Origin of the sequence: Halobaculum sp. D14 (genome assembly GCF_051195135.1) — an archaeon.
GTDB lineage: Archaea > Halobacteriota > Halobacteria > Halobacteriales > Haloferacaceae > JBNTKA01.
In genome coordinates, this window is sequence record NZ_JBNTKA010000002.1 from 712940 (window position 1) to 730566 (window position 17627).

A 17627-nucleotide genomic window follows, 5' to 3' on the forward strand; every position below is an offset into this window, starting at 1 on the left:
AATACCGACGGCGAGAACGGCGCTGACGGCCGACGCTGCGCGGCGAAGCGTCCCGGCTGTGGCGGCCGTCGTCATCTCGACACAGCGTTTCGCGTCCTCGCATAAATCTCTGTCGCGGCTGGCAACGTTTCACCGCCGCGTCCGCTGCGCTCGTCGCGCTCATCGCGGTCGTCGTGGTCGTCGCGGTCGCCGAGCGGCCGCCGAACGGCACCGCAGCCGGCCGGTAGACCTGTGGCTGGCGACCGGAAGCCCGCTGCCGGAGACGCATCACAGAGTCGCCTCCGGCTCGTGTTCGTCCTCGGTGTCGACGCCGACCTCCTCGGCGAACCGACGGACGTCCTCCATGGTCACCCGCGAGTCCGCGCCGTGGTCCTTGACGCGGCGCGTCACCGCGCGCACCTCGTCGTCGGTCGGCGCGTAGCCGTCCTCGGTGAGGCGCTGGCGCACCGAGTGCGTCCCGGTGTGCTTGCCGAGCACCAGTTGGCGCTCGGCGCCCACCATCTCCGGGGTCATGACGCCCGGCTCGAACGTGTCGCTGTTCTCGATGACGCCGGCCGCGTGAATCCCGGATTCGTGGCTGAACGCGTTGTCGCCGACGACCGGCTTGTTCGCCGGCACCGGCATGTCGCTGGCCTGCTCAACCAGCCGCGACAGCTCCGTGATGCGGGTCGTGTCGACGCCGGTGTCGGCGTCGTACAGCGACTCGGCGGCCATCACGACCTCTTCGAGCGCGGCGTTGCCGGCGCGCTCGCCGATGCCGTTCACCGACACCTGCATCTGGGACGCGCCGGCTTCGACCCCGGTCAGCGCGTTCCCGGCCGCGAGCCCGAAGTCGTCGTGCGTGTGCACGTCGATTCGGGCGTCGGTGTGTGCGGTGACCGTCTCGATGAGGTCGCCGAACCGGCGCGGCGTCGCGACCCCGCACGTGTCCGGGATGTTTATCCAGTCCACGCCGGCGTCGCTGACGGCTTCGATGACCTCGATGAGGAACGCCCCGTCGGTCCGGGTCGCGTCCATCGGCGAGAACATCACGTCGACGCCCGCGTCCTTCGCGCGCTCGACGGCGGCCACCGACCGCTCGACGACCTCCTCTCGCGTCGCGTGCATCGAGTCTTCGAGCTGGACGTCGCTGGTCGACGCGAACGTGTGGACCATGTCCACGCCGGCGTCCAGTGCTGCGTCGACGTCGCCGTCGACGACGCGGGCGAGCCCGCACGTCGTGACGTCGGTGGCGGCGGCGATGTCGCTGACCGCTTCGAACTCCGCGTCGGAGTTCACCGGGAAGCCCGCCTCGATGACGGCGACCCCCATCTCGGACAGCGTAGCCGCTATCTCCCGTTTCTCCTCGTAACTGAACGACGTTCGCGGCGACTGTTCACCGTCGCGCAGCGTCGTGTCGAAAATTCGTACGTCGTCGAACTCGTCAGTGGCTCCCAGTGTGCCCTGGAAGAACTCGTTCCGCCGGGCTGGCTACCGACGAGTCCGGTGTACCGTTGGACATCGTGTCTACGTGGGGCCGAACTCCATGTAAAGCGTTGTGGTCGGACAGGTCCGCCGAGTCAGGCCGCCGCGGTCGAAGCCGCGAAAACAGCGAAAACCGCACGACAGCAACGGCTCTTATTTGAATATACGACCTCATATGTCCTAATATGCAATTGGCTCCTTTTATGCGAACGTCGCCGAGGACGGCGGACCTGCATCGGGGCTGCGGGAACTCGGCGCCCAAGCAACAGGGGTGATTCGCTCCGGAGGACGGCCGGGTCGGCCGCGGCGTCATCGTCCGGTCGGACGGTCGTCGGACGGACGTCCGAACCCTTTTGCCCGGCGACCCCGACCGGGCGGGTATGACGGATTTCGGCCTGAACCTCCAGGACGCCGAGGAGATGCTGGAGGAGGAGGTCGCCGGCGAGGTCGTCCTCGGCGTGCTCGACGGCACCACCGACCCGGAGGTGTGGGTGCGCAACGTCGAGTACGGCAACGTCCTCGTCCTCGCGGTCGTCGGCGACCTCAACGAGCGCGCCGCCGGCTTCGCCCGCCAGGTGTCAGAACTCGGCGGCGAACTCACCCACTTTCGCGGCTTCCTCATCGTCTCGCCGCCGAACGTCGGCATCAACACCGACCAGCTCGGCGACTGACCGCGGGACGCTCGCGCGTCGGTTCGACGCGACTACCGGAGCAGCCGGTCGACCTCAGCGCCGCACTCCGCGCAGTACAGCACGTACTCGTCGCCGTCGACCTCCGACTCCCGGTCGGTCTCTTCTCCGCAGTTCGGGCACTCCTCGCTGATGACCGCCCAGTCGGACTCCTTCGGCGCGCCGACCGCGACGAACCGCGCCGGCACGTCGCCCGTCACGGTCGCCTTGTTCGGCGCGTCCGCCGGCACGAAGAACGCCTCGCCGGCCCCGACCACGTAGTCTCCGTCCGCCGTCTCGACGGTCAACTCGCCGTCCAGCACCAGGAACACCTCCTCGTGCTCAGGGTGGCGGTGGTACCCCCACGGGACGTCCTCCCCCGGGTCGGCCTCGTAGTAGTTCAGACCGAACTCCGAGACGCCGAGCGCCTCGTCGAGTTCCTTCTTGACCCGCGTCGGATTCGGGACGGTACTTACGTCCTCGACCGACGCCTTCGCGTAGCCGTACTCGTCGTCCGCGTCGTCGGAGTCACCCGGCATACGTGGAGCGACGTGGGCATCACAGAAAGTTCCAGTTGCCGAACCGCGGCACCGACCAGCCGCCGCCGACTTCGACGTTGGACGGCGTCGACTTCGATTTCCGGGCGACGGCGACCTCGATTCTCCGCCGCGGCTGTCGAAGTCGGCTGCTGCGGGTCAGGCTGACGGCTCGTCCGGGTCGGCGTCGGTATCGGCGTCGACATCGGCATCGGCGTCGACATCGGCATCGGCGGCCTCGGCGTCGTCTGCCGGGAGCAGCACGAGATGGTGGCCGTCGGGGTCGTACAGTTCGACGGAGCCGTCGCCGCGGCCGCGGGGCGTGACGGCGGCGTGGTCGCCGAAGGCGCGTTCGGCCATCGCCGCCGGGTCGCGGACGCGGACGCCGAGGTCGACGTGGACGCCGCCGCGGGCGCCGTCGATGCCGAGCTGCGGCTCCCACAGTTCCACGTCGAACTGGGTGTCGGCGCCGGCGGGGCCGCGCAGCCGGATGCGCCGGCGGTTCTCGCCGCGGTCGACCGGCGTGAACCCCAGCGCGTCCCACCACTCCGCCGCGAGGTCGACGTTCGCCACCTCCAGCACCACCTCGAAGACGCCGGTCAGCCCGACGCCCCGGGCGTCGATGCCGCCGACTTCGGGCGTGTGGCCGTCCGCGTCGCGGGTGTAGACGGAGCTGAACGACCCGAACGCCACCTCGGTGGCGTCGGGGAACCGCGCCCGCCACGCCGGGAAGTCGCGGCCGACGGCGGCGAACGCGAAGTGGACGTGCAGGCCGCCGCGAGGCAGCGACGTGGGGCGGCGCAGCACGAACTCGGTGCCGTCGACGTCGAACGCCGCTTCCGTCGCGGTGCGGCGCGTCGGCACCAGCCCGAAGGCGTCTGCGTACCACGCGGCGGCGCGGCCGAGGTCGGTCACCTCCAGTGCGAGGTGGGCGAGCGCAGGGCGAGTCACGCCGACGACTCAGCGTGCCCCCCACTTAAGCCCGCGGCGACCGACCCACGACCATGCCGATGAAGGGCGACGGGACGGCCGACCCGGAACGAATCGACGAGTTCGACGGCGGTCTCGGCTGGCTCGCCTACCCGGACGAACGCATGCAGCGCGCGAGCCACGCCGTCACGGACGACGGCGACGTCTGGATTCTCGACCCGGTCGACGGCCCCGGCGTCGACGAGTTCGTCGCCTCGATCGACGGCGACGTCGCCGGCACCGTGGTCTGTCTCGACCGCCACAAGCGAGACGCCGCCGCGGTCGCCGACCGCCACGGCGTCCCGGTGTACGTCCCGGAGTGGATGACCGGCGTCGCCGACGAACTCGACGCGCCGGTCGAGCGCTTCGGCGACGCGCTCGGCGGATTCGACGCCATCGCCGTGAAGCGGGGCGCCGTGCTGCCGTGGCAGGAGGTCGCCCTCTACGACGAGACGGGCGGGACGCTGTACGTCCCGGAGGCGGTTGGCACCGTCGATTTCATGACGGTCCCCGGCGAGCGACTCGGCGTCCACCCGGCGCTCCGACTGCTCCCGCCGCGCCGCCCGCTGTCCGGACTCGACCCGGACCGCGTCCTGGTCGGGCACGGCGCCGGCGTCCACGACGACGCAGCGACCGCGCTCGCCGAGGCGCTCCGTCGCTCCCGACGCACCGCGCCCGAACTGTACGCGCGGACGGCGGCGTCGATGCTGTCATGACCGCAGACCCCGGCGCCGACTCGGGCGCTGACCGCGCCGGCGACCCCGCCGGCGACGTAGCGGAGGCCGCCAACGAAGACGCCGCCACGGACGGCGACTCGGGCGGAGCCGACGCGGACCGAACCCCCGTTACCATCACCAGCGACCTGCTGTCCGTGTTGCTCGAACAGGCCGCCGAGGCCGACCCGTCGGTCGTGAACGTCGTCTTGAACACGACCCCGGCGCGCGACCTCACCGGCGTCCCGCCCGGCGTCGACCCGGAGACGCCCGTCCTCACCCACTTTTACTTCCCGGGCGCGTCCGGCTCCGTCACCGCCGTCTTCGGGATGGACCTCGGTCGGCCGCGCGGCCGCGCCCGATTCCTCTCCCATCCCGACGGCGACCCGACGCTCACCGAAGCCGACGACCTCGCCGCGGCGGTGCTGGTGGCGACGCCGCCGTACGACCAAGACGACGTCGTCGCGTACGACCGGAGCGGCGACCGGCTGGAGCTCCGCGTCCTGGAGGCGACGCCGCCGGAGGAACACCTCGACGGCTGAACGGACTCCTCGCGTCGACGCCGCCCGGCGACGGCGCTATTCGAGGTAGCCGAGGTCGCGAAGCTGGTCCGTTATCTCCTCGAACTCCGCCTCCGAGAGCGACCCGCGTTTCTGGTGCTGGATGACGATGCTGCGCAGCAGGAACCGGACGAGGTCGGAGGTGGACGAGAAGCTCGTCCCCTCGATGGTCTCCTCGACGCGCTCTGCGAGGTCCTTCGGAATCGAAACCGTGGTGTAGTCGGTCACGGCGGTCCGTCCGGCGCGTGAACCGATAAACGCGGCGGTGGCCGCTCTCCCGGCGCGTGACGCCACGTGCCGCCGCGTACCACTGCCCAGCGCCACGCGGCGCCGGTTGTCAGCGACTCACTCTTTGTCTTCGAGCCGGTCGAGCGTCTCACGGTGCAGCGTGACGAGCAGGTCCGACAGCACGCCGAACATGACGAGCTGCACCCCGAAAATCAGCGCGATGCCGGCGGCGATGGCGAGCACCTCGTGGGAGACGCCGTTCGCGAACCAGTCGTACGCGACGTAGCCGGCGACCGCGACGCCGACGGCGCCGGAGAGCACGCCGGCGCTCCCGAAGTAGAACAGCGGGTTCGACGTCTTCGCCTGCCGGTACAGCGCCATCAGGATGATGCCGCCGTCCCGAACCGGGTGGAGGTTCGTGTTCGAGCCGTCGGGCCGCGGAAGATACGTGATCGGGACGACGGTGGTGTCCACGCCGTGCCGAGCGCACTCCACCGAAAGCTCCGTCTCGATGCCGAAGCCGTCCGCGCTGAGCTGGAGCCGCTCGAACGACTCCCGCGTGAACGCCCGATACCCCGACAGGATGTCCGCGAAGTCCTCGCCGTGGATGTTCCGGAACAGCCAGTTGAACACCGCGTTCCCGACCTTGTTGAAGCCGGTCATCGCGCCCGCCTCCATGTCCGCGAACCGGTCGCCGACGACGTGCTCCGCCGACCCGTCGAACAGCGGCGCCAGCATGTCGTCGGCGTCCGCCGCGCGGTACGTCCCGTCCGCGTCCGCCATCAGCACGTACTCCGCGTCGATGTGCTCTGAGACGGCCTCCCGAATCGCCTGCCCCTTCCCGGTCCGGGACTGCACGGCGACCCGCGCACCCGCCTCCGCCGCCCGCTCCCGCGTCCCGTCGTCCGAGTCGCCGTCGATGACGAGGACGTTTGAGAAGCCGTGGTCGCGGAAGTCGCGGACGACGTCGCCGACGGTCTCGGCCTCGTTGTAGGTCGGGAGGAGCACGCAGACGGCGTCTCTGTCCATCGGTGAGTCGGTGTCAGGGTGGCGGGATAACAGCTTCGGGTCTCCGGTGCCGTACCGCCAGTCTGCCCGGTCGTTTCCGGCCGCGTCAGTCGTCGCGCTGCTCGCTCAGCGTCTCCCAGATTTCGGTGCAGCCCGCCCCGTCTTCGACCGCGTCCAGGTGTTCAGCGTCGTCCGACGGGCGCTCGTCGTCGCCCTCGGGCGGCTGCGTCGAGTTACTCATACCACGAGTAACTTGGCTCGTTTGCATAAGTCTTCCCCCTCCGTTCGGACTCGCCCGACCTATAACCCCTGACGCCCCACGGGCGGGTAATGAGCCACGACGCTGACGACCTCTTCGAGCTGCTCGGGCTCGGCGAGTACGAGGAGACGGCGCTGGCCGAACTGCTCACCGTCGGGCAGACCACGGCGCCGGACCTCGCGGAGGCGACCGGAATTCCGAAGGCCAGGATTTACGGCGTCCTCGATGACCTCGCGGACGCCGGCTACGTCAAGGTAATCCCCGGCCGGCCGAAGCGCTACCAGCCGAAAGCCCCCGAGGAGATCCTGTCCACCGCCGTCGAGAACCGCCGGCAGTCGTTCGAGTCGTTCAGGAGCGAACTCGACGAGGTCCGCGAGGCGTTCACCGAGCAGTACGGCCCGCTGTACGAGAGCGCGAGTTCGGACGTGACGCCGACGGAGGAGCTGTTCTACGTCGTCGACGTCGGCGAGCCGAGCGAGCGGGAGACGCGGAAGCTGTACCGCGACGCGACCGACTGCGTCAACGTCATCACCAAGAGCTTCGCGTACCTGGACAGCGTCTCGCCGGCCATCGCGGACGCGCGCGAGGCGGGCGTGGACATGCGTGTGGTCTTCTTGCATCCCGACCAGCTCTCCGCGGAGAACCGCGAGCGGCAGGCGGAACTGCTCGAGACGTTCGCCGACCGGTTCCCGGGCGTCGAGTACCGGTTCTCGCCGGAGCCGCTGCCGTGGCGAGGGACGTTCGCGGACCCGAGCATGGAGTACGACTCCGGCCGCGCGCTGCTGCTCGTCGAGGAGAAGGACGTGCCGCTGAGCATGCGGCAGGCTGCCGTCACCGAGAACGGGTCGTTCGTGGCCGGGCTCTCCCGGTACTTCGACATGCTCTGGGAGTACGAGACGGTCGCCCCGGACCGCTGAACAGGGGTAAGGTTCAAGTGGTTACTCACAATCTGAGTAACCATGGTCGTGCTCCTGACCGGCGCCGACGGCTACGTCGGCTGGCCAACCACGCTCCGCCTCGCGAACCGCCTCGACGAACGAATCGTCGCCGTCGACAACGGCGCCCGCCGCGACTGGGTCGAAGAGTCCGGCAGCGTCTCCGCGACGCCGATAGACGACCCGGAGACGCGCTTCGGCGACCTCGACGGCGTCAGCTACGTCGAGGGCGACCTGGCCGACCGCGACTTCGTGCTGCAGCTGCTGGACGTCCACGAGCCGGACACCGTGCTGCACGCCGCCGCACAGCCGAGCGCGCCGTACGCCGGCATCAACGGCGAACGGGCGCTGTTCACCCAGCAGAACAACGTCTCGATGACGCTGAACCTCCTGCACGGCCTCCACGAGACCGGGCTGGACGACGCCCACTTCATCGAAACCACCACGACCGGCGTCTACGGCGCGCCGGAGTTCCCGATTCCGGAGGGCGGCGCCGTCATGGAGAACGGCGGCGAGCGCGACGAGGTTCCGTTCCCGGCGATGGGCGGGTCGTGGTACCACCAGACGAAGTCGTTCGACGCCGCGAACATGCGGCTCGCCGCGACCGAGTTCGACCTCGACATCAGCGACGTCCGAACCGCCATCGTCTACGGCACCGAAACCGAAGAGACCCGGGCCGCCGAGTCGCCGACGCGGTTCGACTTCGACTACTACTTCGGCACCGTCGTCAACCGGTTCTGCGCGCAGGCCGTCGCCGGCTACCCCATCACGGTGTACGGGAAGGGCGAGCAGCGCAAGCCGATGGTCAGCCTCGAAGACACCGTCGAGAGCCTCGTCAACCTCGTCGAGCGCGGACACGACGGCGGCGACGGCGACGTCGACGTCTACAACCAGGTGACCCGGCCGGTCGCCATCGTCGAACTCGCCGAGACCATCGCGGAGGTCGGCTCCGAGTTCGGACTCGACGCCGACGTGGAGCACTACGAGAACCCCCGCGAGGAGGACGAAGAACACGAGATGGAGATGGACAACGACCGCTTCCTGGACCTCGTCGGCGGTCAGCGGCAGACGCTCGAAGCGGGCGTCCGCGACGTCATCGGGACGCTCGTCGACCACGAGGGCCGAATCACGGCCCACGAGGACCGCTTCCTCCCCGGGGTGTTGACCGATTAACATCCTCGTCACCGGGGGCGCCGGCTACGTCGGCAGCGAGCTCGTCCCGCGGCTCGCCGACGCCGGCCACGACGTCCGCGTCCTCGACGACTTCGCGCTCTCCAGCCCGCGGAACCTCATGGGCGCCGACGTGCAGCGTTACGAGTTCGTCCGCGGCGACGTCCGCGACCCCGACGTCGTCGAACGCGCCGTCGAAGACGTCGACGCGGTCGTCCACCTCGCCGCCGTCACCGGCGCCGCGCAGTCGCACGAGGTCCGCGACCGCGTCATGGACGTGAACGTCGGCGGGACCGAGACGGTCGTTTCGGCGGCCGAAGACGCCGGCGTCGACCGGCTCGTGCTGGCCTCGTCGTGTAACGTCTACGGCGACGCGTACGACGAGGAGCTCACCGAGGAGTCGGAGCCGGCGCCCGGCAACCCCTACGCGGAGTCGAAGCTCCGCGCCGAGTCGGTGTGTGCCGACTCGGCCGTCGAGTCCGTGGCGCTGCGGCTGGCGACGAACTTCGGCTACTCGCCGGGCGTCCGGTTCAACCTCGTCGTCAACGACTTCACGTTCCGCGCGCTCACCGGCGACCCGCTCACCGTCTACGGCGACGGAACGAACTGGCGGCCGTACCTCCACGTCCGCGACACGGCGCGGGCGTTCGCGGCGGCGCTCGACTGGCCGACCGGCGTCTACAACGTCGGCCACGACAACGTCCGCGTGCAGACGGTCGCGGAAACCGTCGCCGACGAGGTCGGCCGCGCGGTCGACGTGACGTACCTCGGCGACCGGGACCCCGGCCCGTCGTACCACGTCGACTTCGGGCGGATGCGCGAGGTCGGCTTCGAACCGACGCTGTCGCTCCGAGACGGCATCGCCGACCTCGCCTCGCAGTTCACCGCGGAGGTGGCGGCGTGACCGAAACGCACACCGTCGGCGTTACCGGCGCCGCCGGCTACATCGGGTCGCGCGTCACCGCGGACCTGCTCGACGCCGGCCACGACGTCGTCGCCGTGGACGACTTCTCCGCCGCGAAAGTCGACTCGATACCGGGCGTCGACGTCGTCGACGCCGACGTCTGCGACGCCGACGTGCTCCGCGAGCAGTTCGCGGACGTCGACGCCGTCTTCCACCTCGCCGCGATGACGCACGTCGGGGACTGCGAGGACCGCCCGGCGGACGCGTTCGACGTGAACGTCCGCGGCACCGAGACGGTCGCGTGGTTCTGCCGCGAACGCGGCCTCCCGCTCGTCTTCCCGTGCAGCATGGCAATCGTCGGCGACCCGGTCGAGACGCCCGTGACCGCGTCCCACCCGCGCGGCCCCGCCAACTTCTACGGCCGGACGAAGAAGATGAGCGAGGACGACATCCACGACCTGGCCCCCGGGTCGTTCCCGGCGCACGTCTACATGAAATCGAACCTGTACGGGAACCACGCCGTCGGCGGCGAGCGCGTCGGCAAGCGCACCGTCATCAACATCTTCGTCGAGAAGGCGCTCGCCGGCGACGCCCTGACCGTCCACGAACCGGGGACGCAGGCCCGCGACTTCGTCCACGTCGAGGACGTCGCGTCGGCGTACCTGCTGTCGCTCGACGAGCTCGTCGGCGCCGACCCGGGCGCGCGGACGCTCCCGCTCGCCAGCGGTGAAAGCCTGAGCATCCTCGGCCTCGCGGAACTCGTCCAGCGCGTCGCCGCGGAGGAACTCGGGCGTGACGTCGACATCGAACTCGTCGAGAACCCGCGGAGCGGCGCCGAGCCGAGCGACGACCTCGTCGTCGACACCGACGACGCCCGCGACGCCATCGGCTTCGACGCGGAACGAACCGTCGAGGGGACGGTCCGCGAGATGCTCCGCGCGAACGCCGGGAGCGACGCCGCCGGCGACGCGGAGGGGGGAGACTGATGCAGACCGTGATTCTCGCCGCCGGCGAGGGGACGCGGATGCGGCCGCTGACGGCGCACCGACCGAAGCCGATGCTGCCGGTCGGTGACCGACCGCTCGTCGCGCACACCGCCGACGCCGCCGTCGCAGCCGGCGCCTCGCGTCTCGTGTTCGTCGTCGGCTACGAGGCCGCCGACGTCCGCGACCACTTCGGCGACGAGTACGCCGGCGTCCCGGTCGACTACGCGACGCAGACGGAGCAGCGCGGCACCGCAGACGCGGTCCGCGCCGCGCGCGGCCGCCTCGACGACGCCCCGTTCGTGGTGCTGAACGGCGACGACCTGTACGACCCGGCGTCGCTGGAGTCGCTCTACCGGTCGGCGCCGGCGGTCGGAGCGTTCCGCGTCGACGACCCGCGGCCCTACGGCGTCTTCGACGTCGACGGCGACGTCGTCACCGGCGTCACCGAGAAGCCGGACGACCCGCCGTCGTCGCTGGTCAACATCGGGGCGTACGCCTTCCCGGCGGCCGCCCAGCAGTGGCTCGACGTCGAGGAGAGCAGCCGCGGCGAACGCGAACTCACGGACGTGTTGGCGCGCGTCGTCGACAACTGCGACGTCCGCGCGATCACGTTCGAGTTCTGGACCGGCGTCGGCCGGCCGTGGGAACTCCTCGGCGCGAACGAGTGGGTGCTGTCGTCGCTGGAGCGCCGCGTCGACGGCGACGTCCACGCCGACGCCGACCTCCGCGGACCGGTCGTCGTCGAGGCGGGGGCGTCCGTCGACGCCGGCGTCGTCGTCGAGGGACCGGCGCTGATTCGGCGGGACGCCTCGGTCGGCCCGAACGCGTACGTCCGCGGCGCCACTGTCGTCGGCGAGGGCGCCACGGTCGGCCACGCCGTCGAGGTGAAAAACAGCGTCCTGATGGCGGGCGCGACCGTCGGCCACCTCTCGTACGTCGGGGACTCCGTCGTCGGCCGCGACGTCAACTTCGGCGCCGGCACCACCGTCGCGAACCTCAGACACGACGACGAGACGGTCCGGGTGCAGGTCAACGAGGAGTCGACGGACACGGGCCGGCGGAAGTTCGGCGTCGTCGTCGGCGACGGCGCGAAGACCGGCATCGAAACGGCGCTGAACGCCGGGGTGAAACTCGGCGCCGGCGCCCGCACCGAACCGGGGGAGACGGTCACCCGAGACAAACCGACCGTCACGAGCACAGAATGAAGGCAGTCATCCTCGCGGCGGGCGAAGGGACGCGGCTCCGGCCGCTCACGGACGCCCGCCCCAAACCGATGCTTCCGGTCGCCAACCAGCCGCTGTTAGCGCACGTCGTCGACGCGGTCGTCGACGCCGGCATCGACGACGTCGTGCTGGTCGTCGGCTACCGCCGCGACCGCATCCAGAACCACTTCGGCGACGGCGACGACTGGGGAATCGACGTCGAGTACGCCGTCCAGGAGAAACAGCTCGGCACCGGCCACGCGCTCTTGCAGGCCGAGCCGTTCGTCGACGGCGACTTCGTCGCGCTCAACGGCGACCGCGTCATCGAACCGGACGCCATCGCCGCGCTGGCGGCCGCTCACCGCGACGGCGACGACCCGACGATGGCGGTGACGCGCTCGGCGCAGCCGTCGAACTACGGCGTCGTCGATCTCGACGGCCGCCGCGTCGTCTCGCTCACCGAGAAGCCGCCGAGCCACGCCGCCGACAGCGACGTCATCAACGCCGGCGTCTACGGCTTCGACGACTCCGTCTTCGAAGACGTCCGCGACACCGACGCCGACGTGGAACTGTCGCTCACCGCGACGCTCCAGCGGCTCGCGGCGGAGAACCGGCTCCGTGCCGTCCCGTTCGACGGCCGGTGGCTCGACGTCTCGCACCTCTGGGACCTCCCGGCGGTGAACGCCCGGCTTCTCAGCGCCGACGGCGCGGTCCGCGCGGACTCCGCAGCGGTCCACGACACCGCCGCGGTGTCCGACGAGGTCGCGCTCGGCGCCGACGCGCGCGTCCGGGCCGGCGCCGCCGTCACCTCCGGCGTCTCCGTCGGCGACAACGCCGAGGTCGGCCCGAACGCCGTCGTCTCCAACGCCGTCGTCCTCCCGGACGCGACAATCGGGGCGGGGGCGGTCGTCCGCGACTGCGTCGTCGGCGAGGACGCGTCGGTCGGCCCGAACGTCACGGTCCAGGGCGGCGTCGGCGACGTCGCCGTCGACGGGACGCTCCACGCCGACGTCCGCCTCGGCGGCGTCGTCGGTGACGGCGCCGCGGTCGGCGGCGGCGCCTCGTTCGTCCCGGGCACCGTGCTTGGCAACGACGCCCGCGTCGACCCCGGCGCGACGCTGCACGGACGAATCGAGGACGGCGCCGTCGTGAGGCGCGGATAACGATGTGCGGAATCATCGGCTACCTCGGCGACCGCGAGGCGCTCCCGCTGCTCGAAGCGGGCCTCCGGAACCTCGAGTACCGCGGCTACGACTCCGCCGGCGTCGCGCTCCGCGAACGCGGCGACGTCGCCGTCCACAAGAACGCCGGCGACATCGACGACCTCGTGCTGCCTGCGTCGTCGCCGGCCACCTGCGGCGTCGGCCACACCCGCTGGTCGACCCACGGCGAACCGACCGACGCGAACGCCCACCCGCACACCGACTGCACCGGCGACGTCGCCGTCGTCCACAACGGCATCATCGAGAACTACGACGAACTCAGAGCCGACCTGCGGAGCCGCGGCCACGAGTTCACGAGCGACACGGACACCGAGGTCGTCCCGCACCTCCTCGAGGAACGCCTCGCGGACGGCGACTCGCTCCCGGCAGCCGTCGAAGCGACCATCGACGACGTCCGCGGCAGCTTCGCGCTCGCGGTCACCGCCGCACAGTATGACGGTCTCGTCGCGGCCCGCCGCGGCAGCCCGCTCGTGCTCGGCCACGCCGACGACGGACTGTTCCTCGCGAGCGACGTCACCGCGTTCCTCGAACACACCCGCGAGGTCACGTACCTCGAAGACGGGGACGTCGTCGTCGCGGACCGCGACGGGCTCACCGTCCGGAACGGCGGCACCGCGGTCGACCGCGGCCGCGAAACCGTCGACTGGGAGGCCGACGCCGCGGAGAAGGGCGGCTACGAGCACTACATGCTGAAGGAGATACACGAACAGCCCGGCGCGCTCAGGCAGGCGATATCCGGCCGCGTCGACGAACTCAACGGCGACGTTGACCTCGACGTCGACCTCCCCGACGAGTACCTGCAGTCGCTCGAAGAGGTCCAGTTCGTCGCCGCCGGCACGTCGTACCACGCGGCGCTGTACGCCGCCGACCTGGTGGAGACGCACGCGGACGTCCGCACGTCGGTCGACGTCGCCTCCGAGTACGAGTTCGGCGGCGGCCGCGACCCGTGGCGGACGCTCGTCGTCGCCGTCACGCAGAGCGGCGAAACCGCGGACACGCTCCGGGCGCTCCGCCGCGCGTCACGCGCCGGCGCTCGCACCCTCGCGGTCACGAACACGCTCGGGTCGACCGTGACGCGTGAAGCCGACGACGCCGTGTTCATCCGCGCCGGCCCCGAAATCGGGGTCGCCGCCACCAAGACGTTCTGCTCGCAGGTCGCGACGCTCGCGCTGCTGTCGGTCCACCTCGGACGCGTCCGCGGCGCCCTCTCGGCGACGGAGGCCGGCGAGTTCCTCGAACACGTCCGCGGACTCCCCGGCGCGGTCCAGCGCGCGCTGGACGCCGAAGCCGACGTCCGCGACGCCGCGGAGACGTACGCCGACGGCGACGCGTTCTTCTTCGTCGGCCGGCGCCTCGGCGCCCCCGTCTCGCTGGAGGCGGCGCTGAAACTGAAAGAGATCAGTTACGACCACGCCGAGGGGTTCCCGGCGGGCGAACTCAAGCACGGCCCGCTGGCGCTGGTGACGCCGGAGACGCCGGTGCTCGCGACGCTGACCGACGGCGCGAACCCCGGCGAAACCCTGAACAACGTCAAGGAGGTCGAAGCGCGCGGCGCGCCGGTCCTCGGCTGCGCCTCGTCGGCCGTCGACGACGCGCAGAAGTTCTGCGACGTGGTGTTCCCGGTTGCCGACCTCGGCGCGCTCGAACCGCTCGTCGCGAACGTCTACTGGCAGCTGTTCGCCTACCACGTCGCGAACCTGAGCGGGAGAAGCATCGACAAGCCGCGGAACCTCGCGAAGAGCGTCACGGTCGAGTGACGCCCGGACCCGGGCCGGTCGCCGCGACCGGCCACCGTTCCCGACAGGACGCAGAGCAGACCCCTTCAGTTACCAGCAGAGCCCCTCGTACACGTTGAGCGCGTCCCGGTCGACGTCGATGCGGCGGCCGTCGACGACCACCGACCGCGCCATCCCGCCGAACGAGAGGCCGTCGAACTCGGGCCAGTCCGTCGCGACGAGCGCCGCCTCGGCGCCGTCGAGGGCGGCGGCCGCCGAGTCCGCGTACGTCACGTCGGCGTCGTCGCCGAGGGCGGCCCTGGCGTTCTCCGTCGCCACCGGGTCGTACGCGACGACGTCGGCGCCGGCGTTCTCCAGCAGCCGGACGAGTTCGAGCGCCCGCGAGTTCCTGACGTCGTCGGTGCCGGGCTTGAAGGCGAGGCCGAGGACGGCGATTCGCGCCCCGTCCGGGTCGACGTGCCGATTGAGCAGGTCCAGCATCCGGCCGGGCTGCCCGTCGTTGACGGCGACGACGGCGTCGAGCAGCGACGGCTCGTACCCCTCGTCGCGGGCGAGCGTCCGGAGCGCGTTCGTGTCCTTCGGGAAGCACGACCCGCCCCAGCCCAGCCCGGACCGGAGGAACGACGACCCGATGCGGCTGTCCAGCCCGACCGCGTTCATCACCTCGTAGGCGTCGATGTCGAGCTCCTTGCAGACGTTCCCGAGTTCGTTCACCAGCGACACCTTCGACGCGAGGAACGAGTTGTTCGCGTACTTGATCATCTCCGCCTCGCGGACCCCGGTGTCGACCATCGTCGTCTCGTCGGCGAGCGGCTCGTACACCTCGTGTATCGCCGCCCGGGTCCGGTCGTCGCTCGCCCCGACGACGACCTTGTCCGGGTCGAGGAAGTCTGCGACTGCGGAGCCTTCCCGGAGGAACTCGGGGTTCATGCCGACGCCCAGCTCCTCGCCGACCGCCTTCCCGGACTGCTCGGAGACGACCGGCGCGACGACGGACTCGTTCGTCCCCGGCAGCACCGTGCTCTTCGTGACGACGACGTGCCGACCGGACTTCTCGGCGAGCGCCTCGCCGAGCGACTCCGCCGCCGCCTTCATGACCGCGAGGTCCTGCCGGCCGTCGTCGTCCTGCGGCGTCGGCAGACAGAGGAACGTGAGGTCCGTGTCGACGACGGCGCCGTAGTCAGTCGTCGCCGACAGCCGGTCGCCGGCGTACTCCGAGACGAGCGCAGACAGCCCCTCCTCGTGAATCGGCGCGGTGCCGGCGTTGATCGCCGCCACGACGTCCTCGTCGATGTCGACGTTCACCACGTCGTGTCCGATGTCCGCGAGGCAGGCAGCGAGCGTCGTTCCGACGTAGCCGCTCCCGATGACCGAGACGTTCATGTTTCCCGGTGGGCGGCGGTCCGTAATCAATCACGTGATGCGCCGCGTCGCCGACCGCCGTGGTCGACGCGCTGGCGTCGATGGGGGTCGACCCGTAGCGTCGCTACGACATCAGCCGGCGAGCCATCCGTTTCAGCGGTTCGAGGTCGACGCCGAACCGCTCTTCGACGCTGTTCACCAGCATGATCTCCTCGTCTTCGATGCCGCCGAACCGGAGCACTGAGACGCCGTACAGAACCACGAATGCGCTGAACGCTGCGACGAGCACGACCGGCGTCGGGTCAAGGGCGGCGCCGACGAGGAGGCGGACGGCGACGAACGCGGCGACCCCGGCTGCCCCCGGTCTCAGCATCGACATCGTCACCGGAACGATTCCCTCCTCGCGGTACAGGATGGCCGACAGCGCGATGTTGAGCGCGACGTAGGTCGCGGTCGTCGCCGCCGCGGCGCCGAGCGGACCGTACTCTGGGATGAGAACCAGATTGAGCGCGGTGTTGACTGCTGCGGCGCCGCCGTCGACGTACATCAGCAGCCGAGTCATCCCGATGGACGACGCGGTTTCGCGGTTCATCCCCGCCACGGTGTGGACGAAGAAGCCGACGACGAGCACCGCGAGGACGTCGCCGCCGCCGGCGTACTTCGCGCCGAACGTCAGCGAGATGAGCCTTGACGGAAACGTAACCATCACCAGGAACACGGGGAGGCTCACCACGGACACCCACTTCGTCACGACCTGATACATCCGGTTCACGCCAGTGTTGTCGCCCGCCGCGTGCAGCTCCGATATTACTGGCATGAAGATGAATGCGAAGGCGGTCATCGCCGTCATGAGTAGGTTCCCGAGCGGGTAGACGACGTTGTAGAGCGCGACCTGCTCGGTGCCACCGCTGAAGTAGCCGAGCAGGAGCGTGTCGAGGTCGTTGAACACCATCGAAAGCATCCCCGACAGCAGGAGCGGAAGCGAGAAGCGGAGCAGTTCCTCGTGGCGGAGGGCGGCGCTGACTGTCCGGTCGGTGAGTGAAGTCTCCCGGTGCAGATACGCCACACCGAGCAGCACCGGGGCCAGCCACCCAGCAAGATACGCTAGCGACACGCGGACCGCGGAGCCACCGAACACGAGAAAGACGAAGGCGATCGCGACGATTCGAACTGTTGGTCGTGAGATGTTCTCGATGACGACCTTCGGGATGGTTCGCTGCTGCCCCTGAACCGTCGACGTGACCAGTCGATGAAGCACCATCAGCGGAATGACGGCGGCGAACACGCGGAACACCGGTGCGACCTCGGGGGTGTCGAAGGCGATACGGGCCACAGTCGGCGCGGCGACGAACAGAACGCCGCCGAACAGGAACCCCAACGGGACTGCGACGGAGAACGCCGTGACAAGGACGCCGCGCCGGTCCGCCGGGTCCTCGTATCGCGGGAGAAAGCGGCCGACACCGTGATGCAAGCCGAGCAGGGCGACCGTGGAGGCGGTCGCGGCGACGGTCGTCCCCAGCGAGACGCTGCCGTAGTCCGCGATGCTGAGCTCTCGGGCCACGATGAGCTTCCCGACGAACGAGATTCCGAGCTGCAAGACGAGCCCGGCGAGGAGGATGCCGCCGCCCTTGAACAGTTTCCTGACCGAGTCGTCGAGCCTCGACATGGGGACGTACCGCGACGTTCCGGCGCTCACGGTTAAAC

The 17627-nt window shown here is 70.3% G+C and carries 18 protein-coding genes; 10 read left to right on the plus strand and 8 right to left on the minus strand.

Annotated elements, in window-relative coordinates; all coding sequences use genetic code 11:
- Nucleotides 1-267: 267 nt before the first annotated feature.
- A complete protein-coding gene (locus tag ACQUST_RS09460) occupies nucleotides 268-1437 on the minus strand; it encodes a homocitrate synthase/isopropylmalate synthase family protein (protein WP_435128164.1) in 1170 nt (389 codons plus the stop codon).
- Between the two features lie 407 nt (nucleotides 1438-1844).
- Here ACQUST_RS09460 and ACQUST_RS09465 point away from each other — a divergent pair, with 407 nt between their 5' ends.
- Entirely contained in the window at nucleotides 1845-2135 is a 291-nt protein-coding gene (locus ACQUST_RS09465; RefSeq protein ID WP_435127631.1) for a DUF5779 family protein, read from the plus strand.
- 32 nt (nucleotides 2136-2167) lie between these two features.
- Here the strand turns inward: ACQUST_RS09465 and ACQUST_RS09470 are convergent, their stop codons facing one another.
- Together ACQUST_RS09470 and ACQUST_RS09475 are read right to left on the minus strand one after the other, a co-directional pair.
- Nucleotides 2168-2671 (minus strand): cupin domain-containing protein, encoded by a 504-nt coding sequence (locus ACQUST_RS09470; RefSeq protein ID WP_435127633.1) that lies wholly within the window; start codon nucleotides 2669-2671, stop codon nucleotides 2168-2170.
- A 156-nt stretch (nucleotides 2672-2827) separates the two neighbouring features.
- Nucleotides 2828-3619 carry a VOC family protein gene (locus tag ACQUST_RS09475; protein ID WP_435127635.1) on the minus strand — a complete coding sequence of 264 codons (792 nt, stop codon included), beginning with the start codon at nucleotides 3617-3619 and terminating at the stop codon, nucleotides 2828-2830.
- Nucleotides 3620-3672: 53 nt separating this feature from the next.
- On the opposite strand from ACQUST_RS09475, the gene ACQUST_RS09480 reads away from it, so the two are divergent.
- Together ACQUST_RS09480 and ACQUST_RS09485 are read left to right on the plus strand one after the other, a co-directional pair.
- Nucleotides 3673-4353: a hypothetical protein gene (locus tag ACQUST_RS09480; protein ID WP_435127637.1), complete on the plus strand. Its 681-nt coding sequence runs from the start codon at nucleotides 3673-3675 to the stop codon at nucleotides 4351-4353.
- Entirely contained in the window at nucleotides 4350-4892 is a 543-nt protein-coding gene (locus ACQUST_RS09485) for a hypothetical protein (RefSeq protein ID WP_435127638.1), read from the plus strand. Before ACQUST_RS09480 ends, ACQUST_RS09485 begins: the two co-directional genes overlap by 4 nt.
- A 36-nt stretch (nucleotides 4893-4928) precedes the next feature.
- Here the strand turns inward: ACQUST_RS09485 and ACQUST_RS09490 are convergent, their stop codons facing one another.
- From ACQUST_RS09490 to ACQUST_RS09500, 3 genes are all read right to left on the minus strand, one after another.
- A complete protein-coding gene (locus tag ACQUST_RS09490) occupies nucleotides 4929-5138 on the minus strand; it encodes a ribbon-helix-helix domain-containing protein (protein ID WP_435127640.1) in 210 nt (69 codons plus the stop codon).
- A 117-nt stretch (nucleotides 5139-5255) separates the two neighbouring features.
- Nucleotides 5256-6167, minus strand: coding sequence for an S-layer glycoprotein N-glycosyltransferase AglJ (aglJ, locus tag ACQUST_RS09495; protein ID WP_435127642.1), 912 nt, complete (start codon nucleotides 6165-6167; stop codon nucleotides 5256-5258).
- Between the two features lie 85 nt (nucleotides 6168-6252).
- The gene (locus tag ACQUST_RS09500; RefSeq protein WP_435127644.1) at nucleotides 6253-6387 is read right to left on the minus strand and encodes a hypothetical protein; all 135 of its coding nucleotides are present in this window, start codon (nucleotides 6385-6387) and stop codon (nucleotides 6253-6255) included.
- 89 nt (nucleotides 6388-6476) lie between these two features.
- Between ACQUST_RS09500 and ACQUST_RS09505 the strand changes: the two genes are divergently transcribed.
- Genes ACQUST_RS09505 through glmS form a run of 7 tightly spaced genes read left to right on the plus strand, consistent with a single transcriptional unit; the run spans nucleotide 6477 to nucleotide 14582 of the window.
- Nucleotides 6477-7322, plus strand: coding sequence for a TrmB family transcriptional regulator (locus ACQUST_RS09505; protein ID WP_435127645.1), 846 nt, complete (start codon nucleotides 6477-6479; stop codon nucleotides 7320-7322).
- A gap of 42 nt (nucleotides 7323-7364) precedes the next feature.
- Complete coding sequence (locus ACQUST_RS09510) at nucleotides 7365-8513, plus strand: NAD-dependent epimerase/dehydratase family protein (protein ID WP_435127647.1); 1149 nt, start codon at nucleotides 7365-7367, stop codon at nucleotides 8511-8513.
- Nucleotides 8509-9414, plus strand: a complete 906-nt coding sequence (locus ACQUST_RS09515; protein ID WP_435128166.1) for an NAD-dependent epimerase/dehydratase family protein — start codon at nucleotides 8509-8511, stop codon at nucleotides 9412-9414. The genes ACQUST_RS09510 and ACQUST_RS09515 overlap by 5 nt, the downstream gene beginning before the upstream one ends.
- On the plus strand, nucleotides 9411-10400 hold the full coding sequence (locus ACQUST_RS09520; RefSeq protein ID WP_435127649.1) for an NAD-dependent epimerase/dehydratase family protein: 990 nt from the start codon (nucleotides 9411-9413) through the stop codon (nucleotides 10398-10400). Before ACQUST_RS09515 ends, ACQUST_RS09520 begins: the two co-directional genes overlap by 4 nt.
- Complete coding sequence (gene glmU, locus ACQUST_RS09525) at nucleotides 10400-11605, plus strand: bifunctional sugar-1-phosphate nucleotidylyltransferase/acetyltransferase (RefSeq protein ID WP_435127651.1); 1206 nt, start codon at nucleotides 10400-10402, stop codon at nucleotides 11603-11605. The genes ACQUST_RS09520 and glmU overlap by 1 nt, the downstream gene beginning before the upstream one ends.
- Nucleotides 11602-12765, plus strand: coding sequence for a sugar phosphate nucleotidyltransferase (locus ACQUST_RS09530; protein WP_435127653.1), 1164 nt, complete (start codon nucleotides 11602-11604; stop codon nucleotides 12763-12765). The genes glmU and ACQUST_RS09530 overlap by 4 nt, the downstream gene beginning before the upstream one ends.
- A 2-nt stretch (nucleotides 12766-12767) precedes the next feature.
- On the plus strand, nucleotides 12768-14582 hold the full coding sequence (gene glmS / locus ACQUST_RS09535; protein ID WP_435127655.1) for a glutamine--fructose-6-phosphate transaminase (isomerizing): 1815 nt from the start codon (nucleotides 12768-12770) through the stop codon (nucleotides 14580-14582).
- Nucleotides 14583-14651: 69 nt separating this feature from the next.
- Here the strand turns inward: glmS and aglM are convergent, their stop codons facing one another.
- Nucleotides 14652-15944 carry a UDP-glucose 6-dehydrogenase AglM gene (gene aglM, locus ACQUST_RS09540; protein ID WP_435127657.1) on the minus strand — a complete coding sequence of 431 codons (1293 nt, stop codon included), beginning with the start codon at nucleotides 15942-15944 and terminating at the stop codon, nucleotides 14652-14654.
- Nucleotides 15945-16047: 103 nt separating this feature from the next.
- Complete coding sequence (locus ACQUST_RS09545; RefSeq protein ID WP_435127659.1) at nucleotides 16048-17619, minus strand: flippase; 1572 nt, start codon at nucleotides 17617-17619, stop codon at nucleotides 16048-16050.
- Between the last annotated feature and the right edge of the window lie 8 nt (nucleotides 17620-17627).